Raw genomic sequence first — 25,140 nt, 5'->3', positions numbered from 1 at the left:
AGGACTTTGTCAGCAGTCTGAGGCAGCCGAGGCTGCCTTTATTTTTTTACGCTTTGAGATGTCAGAGCGCACCTTTTAACGGGATCTTAATATAACGGCTGCCGTTCGCCTCCGCCTGCGGTAACTGCCCACCGCGAATGTTCACCTGCACCGACGGATAAATCAGCCGTGGCACCGCCAGGGTTCTATCGCGCGCTTCACGTCTGGCGACAAAATCTGCCTCAACCGTATCGGCTTTGACATGTATATTGTGCTGTTTTTGCTCGGCGACGGTGGTTTTATATAACAGCTCGCGGCCATTCGGCTGATAATCGTGGCACATATAGATCACGGTTTCCTCCGGCAGCTGGTAGATACGCTGGATCGAGCGATACAGAATATGGGCATCGCCGCCCGGGAAATCACAGCGCGCTGTGCCTGCGTCAGGCATAAACAAGGAGTCACCCACAAACAAATTACCGGCTATCAGATAACTGACGCTGTCGTTGGTATGGCCAGGCGTATTGATCACCTTAGCCTTAATGCCACCAATCTGAAATTCCTCATTATCAGCAAATAACTTATCAAAATAATCGCCCTTGGCCAGCAGCTCCTGATCACTGATATTAAATACCACCTTAAAGGTCTGCTGCACCTTACGGATCCCTTCGCCAATGGCAATGCTGGCACCGGTTTGTTGCTTTAAATAATGTGCTGCTGATAAATGGTCGGCATGAGCATGGGTTTCCAGCACCCATTGCAGTTTCAGGTTGTTAGCCTTTAAAAACGCCAGCATCTTATCGGCATCAATGGTGCTTACCGCGCCAGCTGCTGCATCATAGTTTAATACCGGATCGATAATCGCAGCTTGACCTGTTGCTTTATCTGCTACCACATAGCTAAAGGTGGAGCTGTCGTGATCAAAGAACATTTCAATCAGTAAATTTTGTTGTGACATCGCATTCAGCCTCTAAAATTAGTTAATACTAAATTTTAGTTGCAGCTTAGCGAAAAGGCGCCTAGAATGCAAACAAGTTATAAGCATATTCAAAAATAGAATATGGAGTCCGAATGTTCGTATTACTTGGCGCACTTATTATCGGTATCAGTTTAGGTCTGTTCGGCTCGGGCGGTTCCATTCTGACGGTGCCGGTGCTGTTGTATTTACTACAGATGCCGGCGGAGCTGGCGATTGCCTCGTCGCTGCTAATTGTGGCCGGTATAAGTTTGCTCGGTTCCGCACAAAATGCCTGGCAAAAGCGCATTAGCTGGCGCCATCTGTGGTGGTTTGGTGTTCCTGGTATGTTTGGTACTTACGGTGGCGCCTGGATCGGAACTCTGGTCGATAGCCGCTGGCAGCTACTCGTCTTCGCAATCCTGATGGTGGTTGCTGCTATTTTTATGTGGCGTAACAACCAACAGGAAACAGCAAATCAACGACCATTTCAACCGGTCAAAGTGGTGGCCGACGGTTTAGTGGTTGGTGCCATTACTGGCTTTGTCGGTGTGGGTGGTGGCTTTTTAATTGTACCTGCACTGGTACTGATGGCTGGTTTGCCATTGGGTATCGCCGTGGCAACCAGCCTTGGCATTATTGCGATGAAGTCTTTTGCTGGCTTTACCAAGTATTATCTGGCTTTTAGTGCCGCCGGCATGAGCTTTAACTGGCAGGTGATTGCAATAATGGTGGTGGCGGGTTTTATTGGCAGTTTTGCCGGCAACTGGCTGGGTCAAAAGTTGCCAAAAGCAAAATTACAAAAAGGTTTTGCGCTCTTCCTGGCGGTGATGGCGGTAGTCGTGATTAGCCAGTCGGTACTGAAATAACTTAATGCTTGCAACTTAACGGAGATCTCTATGAAAACCTCACAACAGCTGGTCGCCGAAGCTAAAGCGGCAATTAAAGAAGTCGATGTTGCTCAGCTGGCTGCTTACTTGCAGCAACAAAGCGAACCCTTACTGATTGATGTGCGTGAACCGGCGGAGTTTACCCAGGCGCATATCGTTGGTGCAGTAAATTACCCGCGTGGCGTATTAGAAATGCAATTACCCAATCATCCGCTGGTCGCCGCCAGTGGCTGCGCCGCTGAAGTGGCATTAGCGCAACTGGCAGAGCAACCGCTGTATCTGATTTGCCGCTCCGGTGCCCGTTCGGCGCTGGCAGCAGAATCTTTGCAGCGTATGGGCTTTAGCGATGTCTATTCCGTTGCCGGCGGCATGATGGCCTGGCAAGACGCCGGTTACCCGGTTAAAGCTTAGGAGGTTTAAATGGAAAACTTTACTCCGGTATCTGCACTATTAGGCGGTGCGTTAATTGGCTTGGGCGCCTTATTATTACTGGTTGGTCTTGGCCGAATTGCCGGTATCTCCGGTATTACCAGCGCCCTGTTATTCCAAAAAGAAGACAAAGTCTGGCGGCTGGCCTTTGTGCTCGGCTTGGTCGCAGGACCATTGTTAACAGCTTTGTTTTATCAGGATTTTAGTTATAGCACACCTGAATTTAGCCCCTTCACGCTGGCCGCGGGTTTGCTGGTTGGCCTCGGCACTGCCTGGGGCTCAGGTTGCACTTCTGGTCATGGCGTGTGCGGGATTGGCCGCTTTTCGCCACGCTCGTTAGCTGCCACTATGGTGTTTATGCTGTTTGGTGTGCTCGCTGCCAGTTTGCTGTTTTAAGGAGTCAACTATGAAACTCTTAATCGCTTTTCTCGCCGGTTTACTGATGTCAGTGGGCATGGCGATCTCAAAGATGATTGACCCACAGAAAGTGCTGGCTTTTCTTGATCTGAGTGGCGACTGGGACCCGAGTTTAGCACTGGTTATGGCCGGCGCTCTGGCAGTGTATTCTGTCGGCTACCGGCTATTTATCCATAAGCCAGCGCCATTGTTTGATAAACAATTTTATCTGCCCTCAGCCCGTTATATCGATAAACCCTTATTAATTGGTGCTGCTGTATTTGGCTTAGGCTGGGGTATGGTCGGTTACTGTCCGGGACCTGCAATCAGTGCTTTATCCTCAGGCAGTAGCGGTACCCTGGGTTTTGTTTTGGCGATGATCGTAGGCTGGTTCGTGGCCCGCAAATTAAAGATTAGCTAACCAAGCTGCGCGTAACTGGCAACCCGTTATAGTCTTTAAAGATAATGGGACTTGCTTTTAAACAGCCGCACTTCTTCGCGGCTGTTTGATATGCATCACTGCAAACTGTCATTTAGCTACCAGCTTTAATTATTTTAATGTCATACTCTGCTTGGTAGAACATTTGACATAAAAATGTCATAAAGAGGCTTGTATGAAACTTCACTATGCTGCTGCCGGTGTCCTGCTGGCATTATCTCCACTTAGCGCCAGCCAGGCCGCAAACATTGGCTTTTATGGCCAGATCCACGTTTCAGTAGACCATCTGGATAATGACGTTGACAGCGGGTTAAATATTTCCAGCAACTCTAGCCGGATCGGCGTTAAAGCTTCGATGAAGTGCAGCCTGGGCTCCAAGTTATTGGCCAGATCGAGGCATTAGTTCGGGTTGAGGAAGGCGATACGGGCAGTGATTACTTCGATGCCCGCGATACCTTTGTTGGTTTACAAGGTGATTTTGGTATGGCACGAATTGGTTATTTCGATACGCCTATGAAAAAAGTACGCTCGCGCACTGACTTTTTCGGCGACAAAATCGGTGACGCGCGCAATATCGTATCAGGCGGCGGTGTAAGCCTGGATAAACGTTTTCGTAACGGTATTCATTATCAAAGCCCGGTATTTAGTAACTTAACGGTCGATGTACATTACTCCACTAACGATGCCACCGGCAGCACACCGCAAAATGAAAACGATGCCATCAGTAGTTCAATCACCTACAGCGCAGACGGTTTATTGGTAATGCTGGCTTATGAACGGCAAAACCAACTCGACGATGCTCAGGGTAATGCGGTTGCTACCCCAAGCGGTCTTCGCCTCGGTACACGTTATAAATTAAATGATAGCTGGCAATTAGCGGCGTTTTATCAGCAAACGAAAAACTTTAGCGGCGGCGACCGTGATGCCTGGGGCTTGGGCCTTGGCTATAAACTTGGCGCTTATGACTTATCGGCGCAGTACTACCAAGCAGAAAGTGCTGATGTTTCCGATAGCGATGCGTCCATGCTTGCGCTGGGTGTTGACCGGGCGCTTAATAAATCACTCAGTTTTTATGCGGCTGTGGCAATGACAGATAATGCTGACCGGGCTAACTTTAATGTGTCGGCGGGCGGTCATGGTAAGCGCCTGACCATTACACCAGGCGCCGATCCGGTCGCTTTATCTTTTGGTACCATCTACAAGTTTTAATCCAGGCTGACAGAGCCTGTAACAGCTTCTTACTTAGCTAACCCGGCCTTTGTTGCCGGGTTTTGTTTTTTACTATCGTTCAGCATCTTGGCGCTGTGTTAAAACTAAGCTATTGTCAGTGTTGAGATCAAAGTTTCGCTATTTTGTTGTGTTATGCTGTCAAAAAATCAAAAGAGGTCTCAGTCGTAATGGAGAGATTCATGGCCCTGTATAGCTTTATTGAGCGCAATTTTTTCTACACCTTAAACCGGAAAATTGCCGGCAATATGCTATTTATTGCTGTGTTTTTCGCACTTGCGCTGTGGATGGCTTACCCACAAAGCCCCGAGCGCGGTCTTTGGTGGTGCTTGCTCATTGCGGGTAGTGTGGCGTTTATATTTACCGGCTTTTATTTACAGCATTTAATTGTCCGCCCGGTGCAGGCGCTGGTCGGGACCTTGCATGAGAGCAATCGTCAGGGTGCAGATCTCAGCCAACGCCTACCGGCGTTTACTTTCGATGAGTTCCGCACTTTATCCGAAGAGTTCAACCATTTTGTTGCCCAATTAAGTGAGGTGCTGGGTAAAGTGCATCAGCAAGCCCAGGATAACCACGAGATTAACGAGCAAGTTTCCGCAGCCGTCAAACAAACACGCCGTAATTTGCAGGATACTGAGCAGCGTAATCAACAAATTCGCCGCGATAGTGATGAAGTGGTGGAGTTTCTGGCCAATATCGTACAAAGCAGCGATAAAGTCGGTCAGGTTACTCACGCAGCTACTGATAAAGCCAAGGTTGCCAGTGACCAAATGCAACAGCTTAACCGCCAATTAACCGCCATCGCCGCTTTGCTCGACTCGTTCGGCGCGACCATTAATGGCTTGCAGAAAAACTCTGAAAACGTGCGCCAAATTCTGGTGATGGTAGAGGGCTTCTCCGATCAAACGAATTTACTGGCATTAAATGCGGCCATAGAGGCGGCCAGAGCTGGCGACGCGGGTCGCGGCTTTGCGGTAGTTGCCGATGAAGTTCGTACGCTGGCAGCCAAGGTTAATGATGCCACCAAGCAAATCTCGGGCTTTCTGAATGATATGGAGCGGCTGGTAAAAGAAACCAAGCAGGAATCGGATAGTCTTAATCAGCAAGCGCAACACGCCAGCAGCCAAATCAATACTACTAATCATGAATTTTCATTGCTACAAACCGAATTGCAAGCTGCCCGCGGTGGTATGCTGAATATCAGTGGCAGCGTGAATAGCCTGGAGCAAAAGTACCGGCAAACGCATGTGCACTTAACGGCAATTGAACAAATGACCAATCAGGCCTATCAGCAAATGGCTGCGATTGATGATGCTGCCCGTAACTTACTGGAAGGCACAGCCGTTACTCAAAAGCAACTGGCGCGTTTTGCCAGAACCCGCCACGCCTGAGGCTGGCTTTAAATCAAGGAAACACCGTTGCTACGCAGGGATCCGGGCACGAGATGAAAAAACTTAAACTGCTAACTAATAAGCAGAAATGTGGAATGTCACTGGCGTTGTTGCTGCTCACCGCTGGCAGTATTGTGCTGGTAGAATATCTGCATCGTGATTTTCAGCAACGGTTACAACAACAGTATCAGTCTTCTCTTAGCCAGCAGTTGTCGCTGGTGCGTGCCAATATCGAATCGGAGCTCAATGCGAATATCTTTTTGGCTGATAGTCTGGCGACCATTATCACCGTTAATCCGCAGTCCAGTGCGGCAGACTGGGAAAAACTATCCGAAACCTTGATGCTAAAAGCAACCAGCATTCGCAATCTGGCAGTCGCGCCGGATAACGTGGTGCAGTTTGTTTACCCGTTACGCGGTAATGAAGCGGTGATCGGCTTAGATTATCGCAATAACCCCGAACAACTACGCACGGTGGAGCTAGCGCGCCGAAGACAAGAGATTTATATCGCCGGTCCCTTGCCGTTGGTGCAGGGTGGGAGTGCAGTTATTGCCCGGATGCCGGTTTTTATCGATCCGCCGACTAATCAGCAGTACTGGGGTACCTGCAGTGTGGTTATTGATATTGATAAACTCTTTCAGCTGTCTGGCTTGCTAGCTCTTGAACAGAAAGTACGCTTAGCATTGCGCGGTAAAGATGCAACAGGAGAAACCGGCGAGGTGTTCCGCGGCGAGCCTGAGGTTTTTGAGCAGGCCTTCGCCAGCGAAACAATCCGGCTGCTGACCGGTAGCTGGCAGCTGGCCATTGCCTTACCAGAGCATAGCGAATTAAAAGGCAGTACTTTGATTGCCATTACGGTCCGGCTGGTCGGTTATAGCTTATGTTTATTGCTGATGCTGGTGCTGCTCAGCCTGTTTTATGCCTATCGGATTGCCAGACGCAATTCACTGCAAGATGCACTGACCGCCTTACCAAACCGGCGTTTTGCAATACAAATGCTGGAACGACTGGTAAAAAGTCAATCTGACTTTAGCATCCTCAGTTTAGACTTGGATAAATTTAAAGACGTTAACGATCAATACGGCCATGCTGTAGGCGATGCCCTGTTACAAGCCGTCGCCCATCGGCTGCAGCGTGCTTTACGTGGCTCAGACAGTGCTTGCCGCCTCTCCGGCGATGAATTCTTAGTCATATTGCCAAGAGTCAGCACAGAGCACGATTTACAAGCAATTATCAGCAAGATCGCCGCGAAGCTGAGCGATAGCCCTTTTACGCACCAAGGTACAGCATTTACTATCCAATATAGCCTTGGCCATGCTCGCTTCCCGCACGATGCCCAGGATCTTGAAACGCTATTGCATCATGCCGATTTAGGGATGTATCAACAAAAAGCGGCTCACAAAGCAAAAAGCGAATAAAAAAATCGAAAAAAACCGACTGAACTACCGCTCAGACATACTAAATTACTTATGGAATTAAAGTGGCGGAGCGGACGGGACTCGAACCCGCGACCCCCGGCGTGACAGGCCGGCTGATTCTTAATAGAAAGCAACCGACTGAACTACCGCTCAGGCATACTAAATTACTTATGGAATTAAAGTGGCGGAGCGGACGGGACTCGAACCCGCGACCCCCGGCGTGACAGGCCGGCTGATTCTTAACAGAAAGCAACCGACTGAACTACCGCTCAGACATACTTAATTGCTTATGGAATTAAAGTGGCGGAGCGGACGGGACTCGAACCCGCGACCCCCGGCGTGACAGGCCGGTATTCTAACCGACTGAACTACCGCTCCGCGCTGGAGTGAGCTACTGCTCAGGTGATAACTTACTGAAGTGGCGGAGCGGACGGGACTCGAACCCGCGACCCCCGGCGTGACAGGCCGGTATTCTAACCGACTGAACTACCGCTCCGGATCAGGAAGCTGTTTCGATGCTAGTGGCGGAGCGGACGGGACTCGAACCCGCGACCCCCGGCGTGACAGGCCGGTATTCTAACCGACTGAACTACCGCTCCGGAAAGCATCGAAAATTGGCGGAGCGGACGGGACTCGAACCCGCGACCCCCGGCGTGACAGGCCGGTATTCTAACCGACTGAACTACCGCTCCGCGCAGTGCACCAAACTATCAGATGGGTATCGTCTGGTGCGGCGGGAATGATACGGATATGGCCGAAAGCCGTCAACATCTTTTTTGCCGCTTTTGCCTATTCCTTAATCATCCGGTAACGAAAGGTCTAATATATCGTCTTTTTCCTTCGATTGAGTAGGTTTTGCGCTGCTCGCAGCGTTGCTCTTGGTAGCACCTGGCATAGCTTTAGCTGCGGCAGGCACGTTTTTTTTGCGCCAAAATAGTAAGGCGCTAAAACCCCGACCAGTAATCACCAACCAAATCGCTGTGGCACCAAGCCCCAGAATCAGTAAATTTGATAAGATCACAAGTCCCCACGGAAAAGGTTCTGGTTCTGGCTGTTCAATAACAGGGGGAACCGGTTGTTGTAACTCAGGAGGTAATTCTGTTAACGCCGGCGCCTCTTGCGCCTGCAGCATTACCAGAAACCGCTCTTGTGGCAGGTTAAGGACGAACTCGCGACCATCCTGCATTTGCCCAAATACCGAGACATCAACCAGATAGCTGCCAGCCCCTTTATTCGCAACCGCTAACACTTTGGCCTCGGCCGGATCCGTCAGCGAAAATTGCAACATCTCGCCATCTGGATAGCGAACGACGCCCTGAAATAGCAAACTATTAAGGTTAACGTCGGCAGAAACCGCCTGAAACGACAGCTGATGTGGCGACTCCGCCTTAGTAGCCTGTTCAAATACCAGTTGCACAGGCGCAGGAGCAATAATCACGGGCGGCTGCTCCAGCTCGCGACTATATAAGGGTGTTTTTAACACATAACGCGGGATCCATTCGCCGGCACCAAAGGTCAGATTAATTTCCCCGGTAAAAATACCATCACGCGCGCTGGCGTCATACCCTCTACCATCATCGCGGAAACTGGCAACTTCAGCCAGGCCACGACCGTAATTATCCTGTTCTTTATTATTGGTGCTGATAAATAGCACTTGCAGCGTCAAGATCTCACGAAAATCACGGGCATTCACCACCTGATCACCATCCATCAGGCGAGCGGTAAGCTTAAACGTTTCCCCAACCATTAAAGATGCTGGTAAAGAATCAACCTGCAACTGAATATCAGTTAATACCAGGATCCGGCTTTCCGGTAAAATTCGCCCTACGGCCTGCCACGGGCCCGGCATCGGATTATTAATCTCAATTAAGTCATAGGTTGCGGCATCGTGCCAACGCATATTATGGTCTTTGGCTGTGTTATAGAACACCTTGCTGCCGTCAGGACGCACCAGTACCACCGATGCCGTGCCTTGACGACGGAAAAACACCAGTGTGATACTGTCAACACCATCATCAATCCGAAAACGATTATCCAGTAACGGGATCTGATTACGCACTGGTAGCTGATCCAGAATAGTCAGCCCGGTATCAGACTTTACCTGCGCTGCCGGTGTTGCCGTATCCTGCTGTGCCACCCCAGTACCGCTAAGCAGCAAGGCCGCGAACAGTAAAATTAACCGCGCCACAGGCAGGTTCCTCCTTTTTTCTGCACCAAATCAAGCCGGCTCTCATGAGCGCTAAGCTCAGCCTGATTGGCCCGAATCACTTTCAAGCGTCCACTACGTTGCACCGGCTGTAAATTGTCCTGCATTTGCTGTTGTGACTCTTCCTCTGCCGCCAGATTCAGACTGACCTGGCCACCGGTCATCAACAGATAGACATCAGCCAGGATCTCCGCATCCAACAAGGCGCCGTGCAAGGTACGATGACTGTTATTAATATCGTAGCGTTTACATAACGCATCCAGGTTATTCTTTTGACCCGGGTGCAGCTCACGCGCCAGCATTAAAGTATCAAGTACGGTGCAATACTGTGCAACCGGAGGCAGTGCCGGTTTTAATAGCGCAAACTCATGATTGATAAAGCCGACGTCAAAGGCCGCGTTATGAATAACTAATTCGGCGCCCTGAATATAATTGAAAAAGGCTTGGGCGATATCGCGGAATTTCGGCTCTGCTGCCAAACGCTCGTTAGTAATGCCGTGCACGGCAATGGCTTCCGCTTCGATTTCCCGTTCCGGATTGATATAAACATGAAAGTTATTGCCGGTAAAACGCCGGTTGATCAGCTCAACACAACCAATCTCGATAATCCTATGCCCCTCTTTCGGGTTAATGCCGGTGGTTTCGGTATCAAGGATAATTTGTCGCTTTGCCATCTGCAGTTTCGCTTTTTCATTGTATTTACGCTAGATTATACGCCGTTTTCAGCTTAGGAAAGGCCAAATGAAGAAAAGTGTTGCAATCTATACCGACGGTTCCTGCCTCGGTAACCCGGGACCGGGCGGCTATGGCACTATTCTATGCTATCAACAACACCGCAAAGAGTTAAAAGGCGGCTTTCGTCTGACGACCAATAATCGGATGGAATTGCTGGCAGCTATCGTTGGCCTGGAGGCATTAAAAACCCCCTGCCTGGTTGATCTGACGACTGACAGCCAGTATGTGCGACTGGGAATAACCCAATGGTTGGCGGGCTGGAAACGCAATAACTGGAAAACCAGCCAAAAACAACCGGTAAAAAATCAGGATCTGTGGCAAAGGCTGGACCAAGCTTGTCAGCCACACCAGATAAACTGGCACTGGGTTAAGGGTCACAATGGGCACCCGGAGAATGAACGCTGCGACGAGCTGGCACGTGAAGCCGCCAGTGCAGCACCAGCGGCCATTGATAGCGGCTTTGAAGCGACGCAGGCCGCTGGCTAACCAGCGTGCCCAGCTGCCTACTCCGCTTGTAACAGCTGTTCCAATTCAGCGATAAATTTCGGATCAGTCGGATTAACCCGGCTACCAAAATGCAGTACTTTTTGTTCGTCTTTACTCACCAGGTACTTGTTAAAATTCCAGGAGGGTGACTCACCCGTTTTCGCAATCAAAGCTTTGAAGACCGGATTGGCAGCGTCACCACGAACGCTGGTAGTCGAGAACATCGGGAACTCGACGCCGTAAGTCAGATAGCAAACTTCTGCGGTTTTTTCCTCGTCGCTATGTTCCTGCCGGAAGTCATTTGACGGGAAGCCTAGCACTACTAAGCCCTGATCTTTGTATTTTTGATAAAGCTGCTCCAGTGCTTCGAACTGCGGGGTAAAACCACATTTACTGGCGGTATTAACCACCAGCAGTGTTTTGCCTTGGAATTGCTCACACAGGTCCACCGTTTCACGGGTTTTTAGTTGTTGCACCGAGTGGCTTAACACCGCACCACATTGTGCCGCAGCGGCAGTTTGTGGCAACAAACTCAGCCCCAGTAACCCCATGCCTAATACTAATATTTTCATCTCTAACTCCAGTTTATGTTGTCTGTTCTGCTCACTACGCCAAGCAACCGCTCTCAGATCGTTTTTATCAGCTTTATCGTATATCAACAAAAATATTTATCGATACCTAAAAAAATTTTCACTGTTGTTTCAGCCGCTTTAGCGATAAATAAGCAGAAAATTGTGAGGTAATCAGTATGTCTGCACTACAGCCAATCGAGTTGGATGAATTTAACGAGCCAGCAGAGCTGGAAGCCGTAGTTAACGTGGTTAAGGATAGCAAAGCCAAACAAAAGTACGAAGCAAGGCGACGCATTGACGAAATTATGGAGCAAAAACGACTCCGGGAACTACTGGACGACTGGGAACTTACGGACGATTGAGTACAGACGCTACCTCGGGCGAGCGTTAAATGCTAAACTGCTAAATTATTAAGATTAGCAAAGCATAACGGGCCGCCACACTGTGTTGAGATCGAGAGCTTTTCATCTGGGATTGGTTATCCCGGTATTGGTTTTGTTGTTAAGTGGCGCCGTAAGTTATAGTTTATTGCAATATCTGAGCGAACAGCGTCAGCTGCAACAACAAAACCAGCTCAATGATCAGGCACAATCCTATGCCAGTGCCATTCAACAAGAGCTGGTGAGAACGGCAACCGCAGCTTATGCGATGGCAGGCTGGCTGCGCTTACAACAAGGTGATCTGCAACAATTTGAGCAGTTTGCCGCGCAAATCTACCCCTATTATCCGCATCTAAAAACCTTATCCGCTGCCCCGGCAGGTATCATTCGCGCTGCTTATCCGGCGCAGACCAATCAACAAGTGCTAGGTTTCGATATTCTGCAAGATCCAATTCAGGGTCCCTCTGCTAAACGCAGCTTGCAAAGCCAGCTGGTCTATCTGACCGGTCCCTTCCAACTGCTCCAGGGTGGTGTAGGCATAATCGGACGCCTGCCAGTCCAGCTGCCGGATGACACCGGCAGCAACCGCTTTTGGGGTTTTGTCAGTGTCACGTTCGAACTGGAAGCACTGGAAAGTATCAGACAATTGGCACAACTGCCGGCACGCGGTATTCAATATCAAGTGTGGCTGGATGAGACGACGGAACAAAGTCTGATTATCAGCAGTACGACTTCTGCGTTCAGCGCGCTAGCAGAAGCGAAAATTCAGACCGGCACCGTCAGCTGGCGTTTGTTGCTCAGCGCACCGGCCGCAGCTAACTACAGCACAGTTGCTTACTGGCAACAGTTTCTTGCTATCATCTTTAATCTGCTGCTTGCAGCGCTAAGTTACTTTCTGCTACGCACCCTGAATACAAAGCAACAACTTAAACAACAAGTTGCTGCCCGAACGGCAGATTTACAAACTCAGCTAGCACGCCATCGCAGCTTTATTGTTGCCAGTAACACCGGCAGTTGGGAATTTGATCCCGAGCTTCAGCAATTAAGCTGTAGTCCGGAATATTTTTCAATGCTGGGTTATCAAAGTCAGGATCTACCCGCAACTACACCGCAAAATCTGGCTAAGGTATGGGCTGATTTATTGCATCCGAGCGATCGTCAGACCGCCAGCCAGGCCTTCGCGGACTATCTGGCAAGCCCGCAACAGGAGCTATATCAAAATCATTTCCGGATGCGGCATAAAGATGGCCACTGGGTGTGGATTCTATCCCGCGGCCGCACTATCGTTACTGAGCAGGGTAAACGGCTGACCGTAGGCACTCATATCGATATCAGCGATCGCAAAGAATCAGAACTGAAATTACAATTGCTGGCACGTTTGTTTGAGCAAAGCTCTGAGGGACTCCTGATCACCAACTCACAACAACAAGTGGTAATGGTTAATCAGGCGTTTTGTAATATTAGTGGCTATCGGCCGGAAGAAGTGGTTGGTAAAGATCCCAAATTGTTGTCATCCGGTAAACATGACAAAGCCTTTTACCAGAAAATGTGGCAAGCCATTCAACAACAGGGCGTATGGAAAGGTGAAATCTGGAACCGGCGCAAAGATGGTACTATTTACCCGGAATGGTTATCGATTAGTAAAATCGATGGTCCTGAGCCAGGTGAAATTTATTATGTTGGTTTATTCAGCGATATCACCCAGTACAAAGAAGACGAAGCACAAATTCGCTTTTTAGCGCAATATGATGCCCTAACCTCACTGCCAAATCGTGCCTTACTGATGGATCGGACTGAACAGGCACTGGCGATCGCCAAAGCGCAACAGCAAGCCCTGGCGCTGCTATTTATCGATGTAGACCGTTTTAAACAAATTAATGACTCGCTCGGCCATCAGGTTGGTGACCAGTTACTGATTCTCATCGCGCAACGTCTAGCCACCCTCTGTCGTCCGGAAGATACACTCTGTCGACTGAGCAGTGACGAATTTGTCTTGTTACGCCCTCATACCGATGGTGATCAAGCAGCACAACTGGCCGAGCAAATTCTGCCCTTAATGCTTACGCCTTACCAGGTTAGTGGCCAGGAATTGGTGCTCTCCGCCTCTATTGGCATTGCACTCTATCCGGAGGATGGACAACACTTTCATGAGCTGTATCGCCATGCCGATATAGCAATGTATCGTGCCAAGGAAAAAGGACGTAACACATACTGTTTCTTTACCAGCGAGATGCAGCGCTATCATGCCCGCCATCTGCTATTGGAAAACGCCCTGCGCCGTGCCATCGATAATAACGAATTGAGTTTGGTTTATCAGCCACAGTATTCGCTGCAGCAACAAAAGCTGATTGGTTTTGAGGCCCTGCTGCGCTGGCAACATCCGGAGCTGGGTTTTGTCTCTCCCGGTGAGTTTATTCCGCTGGCCGAGCGTAGCGGTTTGGTGATCCCGTTAGGTGAATGGGTACTAAAAACGGCGTTGGCAGAACGCGCAGCGTGGCAACAGCTAACGTCAAGCGAACTGACTGTCGCAGTAAACTTATCGCCGGTACAGTTCCGCCAGCCCGGCTTACTGACATTAATTAATGCCCAGCTACAAGCACATCAGCTATCGGCTGCTGCGCTGGAATTAGAAATTACCGAAAGCGCTATGGTCGAAGATCCGGCACAGGCGGCCAGTCTGTTAGACGCATTCCGGCATCGGGGCTTACGCATTGCCGTTGATGATTTTGGTACCGGCTATTCATCGCTTAGCTATTTGAAACGTTTTGCGCTGAACAAACTAAAAATCGACCAATCCTTTATTCGTGATCTGTTAGCGGATGCCGATGACCGGGCAATAGTACAAGCCATTATCAGCATGGCAAACAGTCTGGAGCTGGAAACTATTGCTGAAGGGGTAGAAACCGCTGAACAACAAGCTTTGTTACAGCAGCTGGGTTGTCAGGCGATCCAGGGATACCATTATGGCAAGCCGATGCAGGCAACTGCTGCCAGAGAAATGATTAGCAGGGAACTGGGGCGTGAACCGTAACGAACGGCTCAGGCACCAGCGTGACCGCTCTAGCGGGCTAAAAACTCAGCGCGGGTACGGGCGTCGTCTTTAAAAATACCGCCCAGAGCCGTGGTTTGGGTTTTCGAATTCACATCCATTACACCACGCGATTTAACGCAGTAATGCACGGCATCCATGGTCACCGCCACGTTATCTGTCTCCAGCAACGCCTGCAACGCAATCAGAATTTGCTGCGTTAAGCGCTCCTGCACTTGTGGGCGCTGAGCAAAAAAGCGCACGATCCGATTGATCTTCGATAAACCAATAATCTTCTTTGCCGGAATATAGGCCACAGTAGCGCTACCATCAATAGTCACAAAATGGTGCTCGCAGGTACTGGTAAAGCTAATGTCTTTCACCTTGACCATTTCGCTAACTTGCATCTTATTTTCAATCAGCGCAATTTTCGGGAAATTGCGGTAATCCAAACCGCCAAATACCTCATCAACATACATCTTAGCAATGCGATGCGGTGTTTCTCTAAGGCTGTCGTCGTTTAAGTCCAGCCCGAGCGTCTGCACTATTTCGGTCATCAGCTGATTAATTTTCTGATACTTTTGATCGCGGGATAAACCGTTATCATGCATTGGGGTTTCCAGACCTCTGGCTTCCAATGCACTACGGACTAACATCGCTTCTTCAGTTAACATATTCACTTCCAACACCTGACTCTGATGCGCCTTGTACGCGGCAACTCTGCTTGCAGTTTAGCGGCGGGCATAATATTTGCCATTTTACACCCATAAAACACGAAAGCCCAGCTAAAGCCGGGCTCAAGGATGTCGAGGGCAGGCTTACTGTAACAAAGCGAGCGCTTCTAACAGTTCACGCGGCTCCACTTCCGGGCCATTTAACGACTCATCCCAGTTGGTGCCAATCAGCACGCCATCGTCGTACATTTCTTTTAACCAGCCTTCACAGAACACATCCAGCGGGATGGCTTCAGGCTTATAATTTTCCCATTCGTCTGAGCAATGGGCCTGAGCGTCCGCTTTATTCGACCAGAACGGCATCACGTCAGTTTCTTCAAATTCTACCGATTCGACTACCAGCAAATTTTCACCATCCGCCAGGGTCCAGACTACCCCTTCGGTTTTAGCTTCTTCGACAAAACGCTGAAAACTTGGATCATGTGCAAACTCAGACATACCTAACCTGCTTTAAAAGAAATTCTCCCTGCTATTAAAGCAGAGATCGGCAACCAAAAGCCAACTTTATTCACCATAATGGCTGCTCCCTACCCCCTAATCAGAAAATGGCGTACAATCGCCCCGACTGTGACAATCCAGAATGGACGGTAACTGAAACCATGGCGCAATATATTTTTTCAATGTATCGGGTATCGAAAGTTGTACCCCCGAAACGTACCATCTTAAAAGATATCTCCCTGTCGTTTTTCCCCGGTGCGAAAATCGGCGTACTGGGCTTAAACGGCTCCGGTAAATCTACGCTGTTACGCATTATGGCCGGCGTAGATAAAGAATTTGAAGGCGAAGCCCGGGCACTTAGCGGTACCAAAATTGGTTATCTGCCGCAGGAGCCGGAGCTGGATCCGAATAAAACCGTAAAAGAAATCGTTGAAGAAGCGGTCGCTGATGTAAAGCAAGCCTTCGCCCGTCTGGACGAAGTCTATGCCGCTTACGCCGATGAAAATGCCGACTTTGATGCGCTGGCCCGTGAGCAAGGTGAACTGGAAGCCTTAATTCAGGCTAAAGATGGCCACAACCTGGAGAATACGCTGGAGCGCGCCGCAGATTCACTGCGTTTGCCGCCCTGGGATGCCAAAATCGAACATCTGTCGGGTGGTGAACGCCGCCGGGTAGCAATTTGCCGGCTGGTACTGGAACGCCCGGACATGCTATTACTGGACGAGCCAACTAACCACCTGGATGCTGAATCCGTGGCCTGGTTAGAGCGCTTCCTGCACGACTACCCTGGCACTGTCGTTGCCATTACCCACGACCGTTACTTCCTCGATAACGTGGCGGGTTGGATTTTAGAGCTGGACCGCGGTGAAGGTATTCCTTGGCAGGGTAACTACTCCAGCTGGCTGGAGCAAAAAGAAGCCCGGCTGGCGCAGGAAGAAAAATCTGAAAATGCCCGCCAGCGCTCTATTAAGCAGGAATTGGAGTGGGTACGCACTAACCCGAAAGGTCGCCATGCCAAGAGCAAGGCACGGATGGCCCGCTTTGAAGAGCTGCAAAGCCAGGAATTTCAAAAGCGTAATGAAACCAATGAGCTGTTTATTCCGCCGGGGCCGCGCCTGGGTGATAAGGTGCTGGAAGTCAGTCATTTGCGCAAAACCTTTGGCGATCGGGTGCTGATTGATGATTTAAGCTTTAGTATTCCGAAAGGCGCTATCGTCGGTATTATCGGTCCGAACGGTGCCGGTAAATCGACGCTGTTTAAAATGATCACCGGCACCGAACAACCGGATGGAGGCAATATTGAAGTCGGTGAAACGGTACAGATCGCCAGCGTCGATCAGTTCCGCGATAAGATGAACCCGAAAAACACGGTCTGGCAGGAAATTTCTAACGGTCAGGATATGCTGCAAATCGGTAACTTCCAGATCCCAAGCCGGGCTTATGTCGGTCGCTTTAACTTTAAAGGCAATGACCAGCAGAAATTTATCGGTGAGTTATCCGGCGGTGAACGTAACCGGGTGCATTTAGCGGCGCTGCTTAAAGCCGGCGGCAATATGCTGTTGCTGGACGAACCAACCAACGATCTGGACGTAGAAACGCTGCGTGCACTGGAAAACGCGCTGCTGGATTTCCCAGGCTGTGCCATGGTGATCTCGCATGACCGTTGGTTTCTCGACCGTATCGCCACCCACATTCTGGATTACCGCGATGAGGGTAAGGTGAACTTCTTCGAAGGTAACTACTCAGATTATGAAGCCTGGCTGAAGCAAACCTACGGCGCCGCGGCATTAGAGCCACACCGGATTAAATATAAGCGGATCTAAGCTCCGCCTTTTCGTTAAAACGCCTGCACTTGCAGGCGTTTTTGTTGGCACAACTTGTCAATTACAAAAAAAGGCGTATAGTAACTGATAATCATTATCATGTAAGGAGTTTATGATGAAAGCACTGATGATTATTACCCTGCTCACCGGTATTGCCTTACCCACTGTGGCGTCAGATCGTCCGGCCCATTTTCAGGGCACCGAAATTACCTCAGCCGCGCAAGCAAAAAGTATTTTAAAACAGTACAACGCTAAGTTAGCGGCGTTGTTAAAAACCGAGTTAAACCCGACCAGCATGACCGAGATCCACCAGCTGACCTATACGCTGGAGAATGCATTGGCTAAGCTACCCGCTGCAACAGACGACATCAAAGCTGTGCTGGAAGAAGTGCATCTGGGTTCAGAAAGTATGGATTATCAGCGCGTGAAAACCAACGCAGCGGCCTATTTGCAGCAAAGTCAGGCGCTGCTTAACTAACCCTCTGTAATATGGCCTGGCAGCTGCCAGGCTTTGATAAAACCAAAAACTGGCAAGCGCTTGGCACAGCCGTTACAATAACCGCACCCACGTTACTGATTGTACTGTAATGAGCAGCTGGCAACTTTTAAGCTGGATCCTGTTTGCATTTATCCTGCTGCGTTTTTATCCGCGGGAACTGTTACCACGGCTGCTGCAGCTCTCAGGCTATCAACATCTGGTATTTGCTTCGGCTGTGGCGCTGACGCTGCTCTGGTCGGTGCGGGCCGGTATCGCACCGGGGTTGGAATTGTTCTTTCTTGGTGTGACAACACTGGTACTGTGTCATGGCTGGCGTATCGCGATCTGGATTAGTTGTCTGCCGCTGCTGCTGTTAATGCTGTTTGGGGTTATCGACTGGCCAGATGGCGGCGCCTTTGCCTTAACCACCTTTGTACTACCCGGCTTGTTTAGTTACGCCGTATTTGTCTGGTCTTATCACTATTTAAGCCGGCACCTGTTTGTTTACATCTTTGTTGCCGGCTTTATCAGTGCAGCTCTGACGATCTGCGTGAAAATCTTGCTGACGTCTTTGTGGTTCTATACTCAGTTTGATTACGGCTGGCATACCATCTATCAAAACTATACTCAGCTGGCGTTACTGATTTGGTTCGGTGAAGCTCTGCTTAATGGCATGGCCATCACCCTGATGGCGGTGTACCGGCCACAGTGGCTCAGAACTTTTTACGATAATGAGTACCTGTCGCCGGATCGCTAGGGCGTTTAAACGCCCCAGGTCGCTAGACCACGCCCTGCTCGATCATCGCCTCAGCGACCCGCTTAAAGCCAGCGATATTGGCCCCTAATACTAAGTTACCCGGTTGACCAAATTCTGCCGCGGTATCACGGGCGCGCAGATAGATATTACGCATTATCACCTGCAGCTTGGCATCGACCTCCTCAAAGCTCCAACGTTGCATACTGGCATTTTGTGCCATCTCCAGTTGACTGGTGGCAACACCGCCGGCATTGGCTGCTTTGCCGGGGCCATAGGCAATACCGCTTTTTAAGAATACTTCAACCGCCTCTTGTGTAGAAGGCATATTGGCACCTTCTGATACCGCCAGACAGCCATTCTCTACCAGGGCTCTGGCATCAGCGACGGTCAGCTCATTCTGGGTGGCACAAGGAAACGCCAGCTCGGCTTTAAAGCGCCACACCGCATGACCATCAGCCGGATAATCCGCTGTACTGATATATTCGGCGTCCGGATGAAACTTTAGATAAGCCGTTAAGCGTTGTGGCTGCGCTTCTTTAATCTGCTTTAAGGTATCCAGATTAATACCGCTGGCATGATAGAGAGTGCCTGAGGAATCGGAACAGGTAACCGCTGTGGCACCCAGCTGCTGCAGCTTTTCGATGGTATAGATTGCGACATTGCCCGATCCTGAAACCAAACAACGTTTACCAGCGAGCTGCTGCTGCCGGTCTGCCAACATATATTGGGCAAAGTAGACGCAACCATAACCAGTTGCTTCCTTGCGCGCCAGTGAGCCGCCCCACAATAAGCTCTTGCCGGTAAAGACACCATCAAAGCTGTTGGCCAGCTTTTTATATTGGCCAAACATATAACCAATCTCGCGGGCACCGACACCGATATCACCGGCTGGCACGTCAGTGGTGGGCCCGATATGCCGGTACAACTCATTCATAAAAGACTGGCAGAAACGCATAATTTCGCCGTCAGATTTGCCTTTCGGATCGAAGTTAGCGCCACCTTTGGCACCACCAATCGGTAAGCCGGTTAGCGCGTTTTTAAAAATCTGCTCAAAACCCAGAAATTTGATAATGCTGGCATTAACAGAAGGATGAAAGCGAATTCCCCCCTTGTATGGACCTAACGCCGAATTAAACTCAACACGATAGCCTTTGTTAACCTGAATATTGCCCAGATCATCAACCCAGGGCACCCGGAACATAATTTGCCGCTCTGGCTCGACCATCCGTTCAATAATAGCTTGTTGCCGGTATTTAGGATTGTGTTCCAGGATGGGTGTCAACGACTCCAGTACTTCTTCAACGGCCTGATAAAACTCAGCCTGGGCCGGGCTGCTGTGTTGTAAACGGCGAATGGTATCGTGAATATAGGTCATGATTTGGCTTCTTGCTGCAATGTCTGGCGCAATAATGATTTCTAGCCGTATAGATGTCAAGAGAGAAAGATTTCCAAAATAGAATATTTAAACAAATAATGCGCATAAATATATGGAATAGTAAGTTTATTGCACATAAAAAACCGATCGCCATCAGATTTTCGCTTGCCACCCCAGATTGAAAACAAAAAAACTAATTTTTAGTCAAAAACGCTACTAATTAGTATTAAGTAATTTCCACAAATTAACAAAAACTTGCATATAAAAATAATTACATATAAAACATGATGTTAAGTTAGTTATAAAGTTGGCATAACGCTTGTAATAGTAAGGGGGTAGTAACCCACTAACCCTTAACGAAGCGAGTAGAATATGAAAACCTTAACTAAACTGATGCTGACCACTGTTGTAGCTTTAACCTTAGCCGCCCCGGCCAGTGCCAATAGCCTGAGCGAACTCAGTAGTGAATTACTGAGCAAACAGCTGAGCGAATTACGTGAATCGGTAAAAGTACAAGCGAAACAAGCGCTGGAAAGCAGCGTGCGGCAAGTTGCAGAGCAAATTGGTTTGGCATCCGCTGTTACGCCAGAACAGACTGACGTAGCAACGACCAGTACAGTCGCTAAGCCAGAGGCTCAGGCTAAGGCGGAATAATGCAGAATACAGGACAGGCGGTAATGCAGTACGCCTTCAGGCCCCAGTGGTATTGCGCAACCGGGGCCTGTTAGCCAGCAAGGTTAGCCTTTTAACACCGTCGCCACGGCTTTGGCGAAATAATCGATATTAGTATGATTTAACCCGGCAATACTGACCCGGCTTGAACCCACCATATAAATACTAAACTCTTCGCGTAAGCGATCGATTTGCGCTTTATTTATTCCCAGAAAGCTAAACATACCGTGCTGACGGGCGATAAAGCTAAAATCCTGCGTAATCCCTTCGGCGGCAAATTTATCAATAATCAGCTGACGGTAGCTGTTAATCCGGTCGCGCATTTCTGCCAGTTCCTGATGCCACAATGCTGTTAATTCCGCGCTATCCAGAATATGGCTAACGATAATGGCGCCGTGTGCCGGTGGCATGGAGTAAATCGAGCGTACGACGCTCAGCAGATTGACTTTCGCCAGCTCCATCACCTTGCTGTCTGCAGAGACGACACTAACCGCACCGATCCGCTCACGATACAGGCCAAAATTCTTCGAGCAAGAGCTACACAAGATCATCTCAGCGACCCGCTCCGCCAGATAACGCAGGCCCTTGGCATCTTCATCCAAACCGCTACCAAAGCCCTGGTAGGCCATATCTACCAATGGCGTAAAGCCTCGCTCCAGTGCCAACTCGGTAAAGCGCTGCCATTGCTCAAAGTTCAGATCCATACCACTGGGGTTATGACAGCAGGCATGAACTAATACCACGTCGCCGGCCGGCACTTGCGCTAACTCTGCGAACATCTGCTCGGTTTTTAGCCCCTTGGTATCGTAATCGTAATAGGCGTACTCTTTAACTTTTAAGCCAGCTGCCTGAAACATCGAAATATGGTTAGCCCAGGTCGGGGTGGTGACCCAAATTGTCGCATCCGGATTGGCGCGTTTAATAAACTCGGCCGCAACCCGCAGTGCGCCAGTACCGCCAGGCGTATGCGCCGTGGTCACCCGGTTCGCTAGCAACACCGGATGGCTACTGCCAAAGGCCAGCTTCTCAATATGGGCGTTAAACCCCGGATCTCCGGCCATTCCAATATAGGTTTTACTATCTTCCTGCTTCAGACGCAGAGCTTCGGCTTCTTTTACGCACTTCAGCACCGCCGTGTGGCCCTGCTCGTCTTTGTACACACCGACGCCAAGGTCAACTTTCAGTGGATTAGGATCTTCACGGTAAGCCGCCATCAGGCCCAGAATGGGATCGGTGGCAACGGGTTTTAACTGAGCAAACATAATGTTCTACCTGGATTAGAGTGCTAATAAAAAAGCCGGTTTACACGGCCAGTAAATAGTCCGGAATAGTCAGACAGACCGCCACCAGCAAGGCCAGCGCCTGCGGATTAAACACCTCTGGCTGGAAGTCTTCGGCATCGACAATGCCCAGTATTCTGCCCGATTGCGCATAGAGTGGCAAACAGGCTTCGGCCTGAACTTTCGGGTCACACGTATAGTATTCGCCACCCTGTTGTAAATAACTGGCGACACTGTTAATCACCCGCGCTTTACCGCTTAAGCCAACAGTGCTGTTGTTACTGATTGCAGCGAACTCTGCCGTCAGCGGGAACTCGGCGCGTGAGGGCGCACCAAAGTAGCTGAGTTTGACCAATACCGCTTCGCCAGCTGGATTTTGTCTCGCCTGGTAGATACCAAACCAGGCCACGCCAGCCTGCTGTTGATAAAAAGCAGTAATTTGACTGAGCTTACTGAGGGCTTGTTGATTGGCAGCAGTTTGACCACCTAAAATAGCGGTTAAATCATATGGCTCTGCCGCCAGCACGCCAAACAGTGAGCAGGCCCCACCTTCACCGAGCTCTGGCACCTGATATTGCCAGTTCACCGCTGTGTCGGCCGCTTGCTGCAGATACTGCTGCAAAGCCTGCTGTTGTTCAGCGACTGCGGCAGTAAAAACCGGCGTCGCCAACTCTGCTAAACCACTTAATTGCAAATACTGTGTTAAAGAGACTGAATTACTCAAATTATAGCCGTCCAGATTTCTAAAATAATGCGCATCATTCTACCAGAAGCCACTGAAAATCCAAGCTGACCACCGAAAAACTTGCCTCGCGCTTACCACCTCAGTAAGCTTGCCGGCAATCGTTTACACAGATCCCTATCTTATGAGTAAAAAAATATCTCTTGCCGATTGGCAAACGCAACTGGGAGCCAACAACAGTCCGGAAGCTTTGGTACCGGCCTCGGCTGCTGACAATCTGGTTTATTCCACGGCCAGTGGTCGCATTAACAGCAAAACAGAGCAAGAAATAGTCGGTACCGCCTACGCAGACGGGGCTCTTAGGGTAAGGCGTGAAACCAAAGGCCGGGGTGGTAAAACCGTCCTGACAATAAGCGGCCTTACCGGCAGCAACGAGCAACTAAATGCCTTATGCTCTGAGTTGAAAAAGAAATGTGCCTGCGGTGGCGCGGTAAAAGACGGCGTGATCGAAATTCAGGGCGATAAACGCGAACAGGTCACGGCAGTCCTGCAGCAAAAAGGCTATCAGGTAAAACAAGCCGGCGGCTAGCAGAACCATAACTTAACAGTAAAACGGCAGCTCAAGCTGCCGTTTTTGCTCAGGCTCACTGTTCCGAGTTATCCGGCCGGCCAAAAACGCCGGTGAAGAAGCTGCCTTTGCGCCACAGTGGTCGCTGCGCAGTGTTTGCCACATCTAAGGCAATATTAAAGTTAATATCAGTAAAGACCGCCCCGGCATCATAGCGAATGGGGCCGTAGTCACGTTCCAGGCTTGGGATATCGTCTGATGGCTTATGATAATGCTTGGCAAAGAAACTGCCCCAGATCTTACCGCCATCCTGCGCCGGATCCTGTGAGGTAAAACCGGTCATTAAAAAGACGGCCGGTACGCCCTGTTGTACTAACCGGAAATGGTCTGAGCGGGTAAAAATTGCCTGCTCCGGCATCGGATCGGCACTGAGCTTAATACCTTCTTTTTCCGCCGCACGCGCTACTACCTCACCCAGCGTAGAATGGTTAGCGCCAAAGGCTATCAGATCGGCAAAGGGGTAAAGCAGCACCGGCATATCCAAATTAACATTGGCCACCAACTTCTCAACCGCCACAGGTGGATTTTTGGCAAAGTAATCGGCACCCAGCAGGCCTTTCTCTTCGCCGGTCAGCGCGACAAACAGAATCGAGCGTTTCGGCGCCGCTGGCAAAGCCGCAAATAAGCGCGCCGTCTCCAGCAAAATGGCGGTGCCCGCAGCATTATCCATGGCACCGTTATTCACTTTATCATTAGTGCGTAAATCATTGGCCAGGCCAATATGATCAGAATGTGCACTTAATACCACGACTTCATCTTTTAAGCTCGGATCAGAACCAGGCAGTAGCGCCAGCACATTGGGGCTGGTTACATTTTGATGTGTGCTCTCGCTTTGCAGACTAACAGTACCATTCAGAGCAAAGCCCTGTGGGGTTGCATCCTGCTCCAGCTGGGCAAAGATCTCATCCAGCGATTTACCACTGGCGGCAAACAAGGTTTTAGCCGCTTCCGGATGTAAATATGCGCCGCCTTGTAACTGCGGAAAGCCGCGTCCCGGTTCACCATCAGCATTAAGCCAGGTCATACTGGGCGTATTTAAATACAGCAAGCTGTTGGCATAAGGCCGCGTTTTTTCTTGCTCAGGCGTATGCACCGTTAGAATGCCAACGGCACCACGCTCGGCGGCAAACTCGGTTTTCATGCTACCCAGATAGGCACGCTCTTCACTAGGCAATTTAGCGGGTAAGCCAGCCAGCATCACAACGACCTTGCCTGTTACATCAAGGTCCGCATAATCATTCAGCCCAAAAGCTTCGGAAACCAAACCATAGCCGACAAATACCATTGGCGCCGTTAACGCCACACTGGTCTGTTGTAAACTAGGCCCACTAAAAAACTGCTGCGGATAGCTCAGCTCCTGTACGTGATCGTCAAACTGAAAACTCAGTTTGGCACTACCTGGTACCAGCAAGGCTTTGCGCAGTGGGACTTGCTGATAGAAACTGCCATCGGCAGCACCGCCTTTCAATCCCAACCCCTGTAACTGTTTGGCAATATACAGTGAGGCGATGTCATGACCACGACTGCCGGTATCCCGGCCTTCCAGTAAATCATCCGCTAAAAAGCTCAGATGGCTCTCAATAAACAGCGGGTTAGCTTTAGGCTGGCTTAGCTCCGGCGCTGACTTACCACAGGCAAATAGCGTAGCCGCTGCGGCCAGCGCCAATAAAACAGGTTTTTTCATACGACAGTACTCGTTTACGTATAGGGTTACTAAAAATAAAACGGGTGCCGTTTAAGCG

26 protein-coding genes and 4 tRNA genes are annotated in these 25,140 nt (G+C 49.8%); 16 read left to right on the top strand and 14 right to left on the bottom strand.

The features are described 5' to 3' along the window. Window positions 1-61: 61 nt before the first annotated feature. Window positions 62-937, bottom strand: a complete 876-nt coding sequence (locus AAY72_RS08950) for an MBL fold metallo-hydrolase (RefSeq protein ID WP_057786926.1) — start codon at window positions 935-937, stop codon at window positions 62-64. 113 nt (window positions 938-1,050) lie between these two features. Between AAY72_RS08950 and AAY72_RS08945 the strand changes: the two genes are divergently transcribed. The 8 genes from AAY72_RS08945 to AAY72_RS08915 all read left to right on the top strand — a co-directional run bounded on the left by AAY72_RS08945 (window position 1,051) and on the right by AAY72_RS08915 (window position 7,124). Next, window positions 1,051-1,803, top strand: a complete 753-nt coding sequence (locus AAY72_RS08945) for a sulfite exporter TauE/SafE family protein (RefSeq protein ID WP_057786924.1) — start codon at window positions 1,051-1,053, stop codon at window positions 1,801-1,803. A gap of 30 nt (window positions 1,804-1,833) precedes the next feature. Further along, on the top strand, window positions 1,834-2,235 hold the full coding sequence (locus AAY72_RS08940; protein WP_057786922.1) for a rhodanese-like domain-containing protein: 402 nt from the start codon (window positions 1,834-1,836) through the stop codon (window positions 2,233-2,235). 9 nt (window positions 2,236-2,244) lie between these two features. Next, window positions 2,245-2,649, top strand: coding sequence for a YeeE/YedE family protein (locus AAY72_RS08935; RefSeq protein ID WP_057786920.1), 405 nt, complete (start codon window positions 2,245-2,247; stop codon window positions 2,647-2,649). Between the two features lie 10 nt (window positions 2,650-2,659). Beyond that, the gene (locus AAY72_RS08930; RefSeq protein WP_057786918.1) at window positions 2,660-3,070 is read left to right on the top strand and encodes a DUF6691 family protein; all 411 of its coding nucleotides are present in this window, start codon (window positions 2,660-2,662) and stop codon (window positions 3,068-3,070) included. Between the two features lie 193 nt (window positions 3,071-3,263). Then, window positions 3,264-3,491 carry a hypothetical protein gene (locus AAY72_RS16840; RefSeq protein ID WP_197408393.1) on the top strand — a complete coding sequence of 76 codons (228 nt, stop codon included), beginning with the start codon at window positions 3,264-3,266 and terminating at the stop codon, window positions 3,489-3,491. Beyond that, window positions 3,449-4,297: a porin gene (locus AAY72_RS08925; protein ID WP_057786916.1), complete on the top strand. Its 849-nt coding sequence runs from the start codon at window positions 3,449-3,451 to the stop codon at window positions 4,295-4,297. Before AAY72_RS16840 ends, AAY72_RS08925 begins: the two co-directional genes overlap by 43 nt. A gap of 200 nt (window positions 4,298-4,497) precedes the next feature. Further along, window positions 4,498-5,706, top strand: coding sequence for a methyl-accepting chemotaxis protein (locus AAY72_RS08920; RefSeq protein ID WP_057786914.1), 1,209 nt, complete (start codon window positions 4,498-4,500; stop codon window positions 5,704-5,706). A gap of 53 nt (window positions 5,707-5,759) precedes the next feature. Further along, on the top strand, window positions 5,760-7,124 hold the full coding sequence (locus AAY72_RS08915; RefSeq protein ID WP_057786912.1) for a diguanylate cyclase domain-containing protein: 1,365 nt from the start codon (window positions 5,760-5,762) through the stop codon (window positions 7,122-7,124). A 301-nt stretch (window positions 7,125-7,425) separates the two neighbouring features. Here the strand turns inward: AAY72_RS08915 and AAY72_RS08900 are convergent. The 6 genes from AAY72_RS08900 to dnaQ all read right to left on the bottom strand — a co-directional run bounded on the left by AAY72_RS08900 (window position 7,426) and on the right by dnaQ (window position 10,004). Next, window positions 7,426-7,502, bottom strand: a tRNA-Asp gene (locus AAY72_RS08900). A 41-nt stretch (window positions 7,503-7,543) separates the two neighbouring features. Continuing rightward, window positions 7,544-7,620: transfer RNA gene (locus AAY72_RS08895), tRNA-Asp, on the bottom strand. Between the two features lie 26 nt (window positions 7,621-7,646). Then, window positions 7,647-7,723 (bottom strand) — tRNA-Asp (locus tag AAY72_RS08890). 16 nt (window positions 7,724-7,739) lie between these two features. After that, a tRNA-Asp gene (locus tag AAY72_RS08885) sits at window positions 7,740-7,816 on the bottom strand. Between the two features lie 104 nt (window positions 7,817-7,920). Continuing rightward, window positions 7,921-9,312 carry a TIGR03503 family protein gene (locus AAY72_RS08880; protein WP_057786910.1) on the bottom strand — a complete coding sequence of 464 codons (1,392 nt, stop codon included), beginning with the start codon at window positions 9,310-9,312 and terminating at the stop codon, window positions 7,921-7,923. After that, window positions 9,300-10,004, bottom strand: a complete 705-nt coding sequence (gene dnaQ / locus AAY72_RS08875; RefSeq protein ID WP_008985918.1) for a DNA polymerase III subunit epsilon — start codon at window positions 10,002-10,004, stop codon at window positions 9,300-9,302. The genes AAY72_RS08880 and dnaQ overlap by 13 nt, the downstream gene beginning before the upstream one ends. Window positions 10,005-10,071: 67 nt before the next feature. On the opposite strand from dnaQ, the gene rnhA reads away from it, so the two are divergent. Then, window positions 10,072-10,551 (top strand): ribonuclease HI, encoded by a 480-nt coding sequence (gene rnhA, locus AAY72_RS08870; RefSeq protein WP_057786908.1) that lies wholly within the window; start codon window positions 10,072-10,074, stop codon window positions 10,549-10,551. Window positions 10,552-10,568: 17 nt separating this feature from the next. Here rnhA and AAY72_RS08865 read toward each other — a convergent pair whose 3' ends face one another. Beyond that, window positions 10,569-11,123 carry a glutathione peroxidase gene (locus AAY72_RS08865; RefSeq protein ID WP_008985916.1) on the bottom strand — a complete coding sequence of 185 codons (555 nt, stop codon included), beginning with the start codon at window positions 11,121-11,123 and terminating at the stop codon, window positions 10,569-10,571. A gap of 176 nt (window positions 11,124-11,299) precedes the next feature. Between AAY72_RS08865 and AAY72_RS08860 the strand changes: the two genes are divergently transcribed. Further along, on the top strand, window positions 11,300-11,485 hold the full coding sequence (locus AAY72_RS08860; protein ID WP_057786907.1) for a PA3496 family putative envelope integrity protein: 186 nt from the start codon (window positions 11,300-11,302) through the stop codon (window positions 11,483-11,485). A gap of 82 nt (window positions 11,486-11,567) precedes the next feature. Next, complete coding sequence (locus AAY72_RS08855) at window positions 11,568-14,534, top strand: EAL domain-containing protein (RefSeq protein WP_231728937.1); 2,967 nt, start codon at window positions 11,568-11,570, stop codon at window positions 14,532-14,534. Window positions 14,535-14,563: 29 nt separating this feature from the next. On the opposite strand, the gene folE is transcribed toward AAY72_RS08855, so the two are convergent. Continuing rightward, entirely contained in the window at window positions 14,564-15,205 is a 642-nt protein-coding gene (gene folE, locus AAY72_RS08850; protein WP_057786906.1) for a GTP cyclohydrolase I FolE, read from the bottom strand. Between the two features lie 144 nt (window positions 15,206-15,349). Further along, window positions 15,350-15,703, bottom strand: coding sequence for a DUF2750 domain-containing protein (locus AAY72_RS08845; RefSeq protein ID WP_057786905.1), 354 nt, complete (start codon window positions 15,701-15,703; stop codon window positions 15,350-15,352). A 161-nt stretch (window positions 15,704-15,864) separates the two neighbouring features. On the opposite strand from AAY72_RS08845, the gene ettA reads away from it, so the two are divergent. The 3 genes from ettA (at window position 15,865) to AAY72_RS08830 (ending at window position 18,761) form a co-directional block, all read left to right on the top strand. Continuing rightward, a complete protein-coding gene (gene ettA / locus AAY72_RS08840) occupies window positions 15,865-17,526 on the top strand; it encodes an energy-dependent translational throttle protein EttA (RefSeq protein ID WP_057786903.1) in 1,662 nt (553 codons plus the stop codon). Between the two features lie 115 nt (window positions 17,527-17,641). Next, window positions 17,642-18,004 (top strand): DUF6746 family protein, encoded by a 363-nt coding sequence (locus AAY72_RS08835; RefSeq protein ID WP_008985911.1) that lies wholly within the window; start codon window positions 17,642-17,644, stop codon window positions 18,002-18,004. A 49-nt stretch (window positions 18,005-18,053) separates the two neighbouring features. Beyond that, window positions 18,054-18,761 carry an energy-coupling factor ABC transporter permease gene (locus AAY72_RS08830; RefSeq protein WP_369815350.1) on the top strand — a complete coding sequence of 236 codons (708 nt, stop codon included), beginning with the start codon at window positions 18,054-18,056 and terminating at the stop codon, window positions 18,759-18,761. 22 nt (window positions 18,762-18,783) lie between these two features. On the opposite strand, the gene gdhA is transcribed toward AAY72_RS08830, so the two are convergent. Next, complete coding sequence (gene gdhA, locus AAY72_RS08825) at window positions 18,784-20,136, bottom strand: NADP-specific glutamate dehydrogenase (protein WP_057786899.1); 1,353 nt, start codon at window positions 20,134-20,136, stop codon at window positions 18,784-18,786. A gap of 372 nt (window positions 20,137-20,508) precedes the next feature. Between gdhA and AAY72_RS08820 the strand changes: the two genes are divergently transcribed. Continuing rightward, entirely contained in the window at window positions 20,509-20,790 is a 282-nt protein-coding gene (locus AAY72_RS08820) for a hypothetical protein (RefSeq protein ID WP_057786897.1), read from the top strand. Between the two features lie 83 nt (window positions 20,791-20,873). On the opposite strand, the gene AAY72_RS08815 is transcribed toward AAY72_RS08820, so the two are convergent. Together AAY72_RS08815 and AAY72_RS08810 are read right to left on the bottom strand one after the other, a co-directional pair. Then, on the bottom strand, window positions 20,874-22,070 hold the full coding sequence (locus AAY72_RS08815) for an amino acid aminotransferase (RefSeq protein ID WP_008985907.1): 1,197 nt from the start codon (window positions 22,068-22,070) through the stop codon (window positions 20,874-20,876). Between the two features lie 40 nt (window positions 22,071-22,110). Next, the gene (locus AAY72_RS08810; RefSeq protein WP_057786894.1) at window positions 22,111-22,812 is read right to left on the bottom strand and encodes a GAF domain-containing protein; all 702 of its coding nucleotides are present in this window, start codon (window positions 22,810-22,812) and stop codon (window positions 22,111-22,113) included. A 142-nt stretch (window positions 22,813-22,954) separates the two neighbouring features. Here AAY72_RS08810 and AAY72_RS08805 point away from each other — a divergent pair, with 142 nt between their 5' ends. Next, on the top strand, window positions 22,955-23,359 hold the full coding sequence (locus tag AAY72_RS08805; protein WP_082628977.1) for a translation initiation factor: 405 nt from the start codon (window positions 22,955-22,957) through the stop codon (window positions 23,357-23,359). 55 nt (window positions 23,360-23,414) lie between these two features. Here AAY72_RS08805 and AAY72_RS08800 read toward each other — a convergent pair whose 3' ends face one another. Further along, window positions 23,415-25,082 carry a M28 family metallopeptidase gene (locus AAY72_RS08800; protein WP_057786892.1) on the bottom strand — a complete coding sequence of 556 codons (1,668 nt, stop codon included), beginning with the start codon at window positions 25,080-25,082 and terminating at the stop codon, window positions 23,415-23,417. Between the last annotated feature and the right edge of the window lie 58 nt (window positions 25,083-25,140).

The sequence above is a fragment of the Alishewanella sp. WH16-1 genome (assembly GCF_001441695.1).
GTDB classification, from domain to species: Bacteria; Pseudomonadota; Gammaproteobacteria; order Enterobacterales; family Alteromonadaceae; genus Alishewanella; species Alishewanella agri.
This window is presented reverse-complemented; position numbering and strand designations above follow the sequence as displayed.

Bases quoted from the DNA above. Each gene is read 5' to 3' on its own strand.
- AAY72_RS08950 (WP_057786926.1), bottom strand. From the start codon at position 937: ATGTCACAACAAAATTTACTGATTGAAATGTTCTTTGATCACGACAGC.
- AAY72_RS08945 (WP_057786924.1), top strand. From the start codon at position 1,051: ATGTTCGTATTACTTGGCGCACTTATTATCGGTATCAGTTTAGGTCTG.
- AAY72_RS08940 (WP_057786922.1), top strand. From the start codon at position 1,834: ATGAAAACCTCACAACAGCTGGTCGCCGAAGCTAAAGCGGCAATTAAA.
- AAY72_RS08935 (WP_057786920.1), top strand. From the start codon at position 2,245: ATGGAAAACTTTACTCCGGTATCTGCACTATTAGGCGGTGCGTTAATT.
- AAY72_RS08930 (WP_057786918.1), top strand. From the start codon at position 2,660: ATGAAACTCTTAATCGCTTTTCTCGCCGGTTTACTGATGTCAGTGGGC.
- AAY72_RS16840 (WP_197408393.1), top strand. From the start codon at position 3,264: ATGAAACTTCACTATGCTGCTGCCGGTGTCCTGCTGGCATTATCTCCA.
- AAY72_RS08920 (WP_057786914.1), top strand. From the start codon at position 4,498: ATGGCCCTGTATAGCTTTATTGAGCGCAATTTTTTCTACACCTTAAAC.
- AAY72_RS08915 (WP_057786912.1), top strand. From the start codon at position 5,760: ATGAAAAAACTTAAACTGCTAACTAATAAGCAGAAATGTGGAATGTCA.
- dnaQ (WP_008985918.1), bottom strand. From the start codon at position 10,004: ATGGCAAAGCGACAAATTATCCTTGATACCGAAACCACCGGCATTAAC.
- rnhA (WP_057786908.1), top strand. From the start codon at position 10,072: ATGAAGAAAAGTGTTGCAATCTATACCGACGGTTCCTGCCTCGGTAAC.
- AAY72_RS08865 (WP_008985916.1), bottom strand. From the start codon at position 11,123: ATGAAAATATTAGTATTAGGCATGGGGTTACTGGGGCTGAGTTTGTTG.
- AAY72_RS08860 (WP_057786907.1), top strand. From the start codon at position 11,300: ATGTCTGCACTACAGCCAATCGAGTTGGATGAATTTAACGAGCCAGCA.
- folE (WP_057786906.1), bottom strand. From the start codon at position 15,205: ATGTTAACTGAAGAAGCGATGTTAGTCCGTAGTGCATTGGAAGCCAGA.
- AAY72_RS08845 (WP_057786905.1), bottom strand. From the start codon at position 15,703: ATGTCTGAGTTTGCACATGATCCAAGTTTTCAGCGTTTTGTCGAAGAA.
- ettA (WP_057786903.1), top strand. From the start codon at position 15,865: ATGGCGCAATATATTTTTTCAATGTATCGGGTATCGAAAGTTGTACCC.
- AAY72_RS08835 (WP_008985911.1), top strand. From the start codon at position 17,642: ATGAAAGCACTGATGATTATTACCCTGCTCACCGGTATTGCCTTACCC.
- gdhA (WP_057786899.1), bottom strand. From the start codon at position 20,136: ATGACCTATATTCACGATACCATTCGCCGTTTACAACACAGCAGCCCG.
- AAY72_RS08820 (WP_057786897.1), top strand. From the start codon at position 20,509: ATGAAAACCTTAACTAAACTGATGCTGACCACTGTTGTAGCTTTAACC.
- AAY72_RS08815 (WP_008985907.1), bottom strand. From the start codon at position 22,070: ATGTTTGCTCAGTTAAAACCCGTTGCCACCGATCCCATTCTGGGCCTG.
- AAY72_RS08805 (WP_082628977.1), top strand. From the start codon at position 22,955: ATGAGTAAAAAAATATCTCTTGCCGATTGGCAAACGCAACTGGGAGCC.
- AAY72_RS08800 (WP_057786892.1), bottom strand. From the start codon at position 25,082: ATGAAAAAACCTGTTTTATTGGCGCTGGCCGCAGCGGCTACGCTATTT.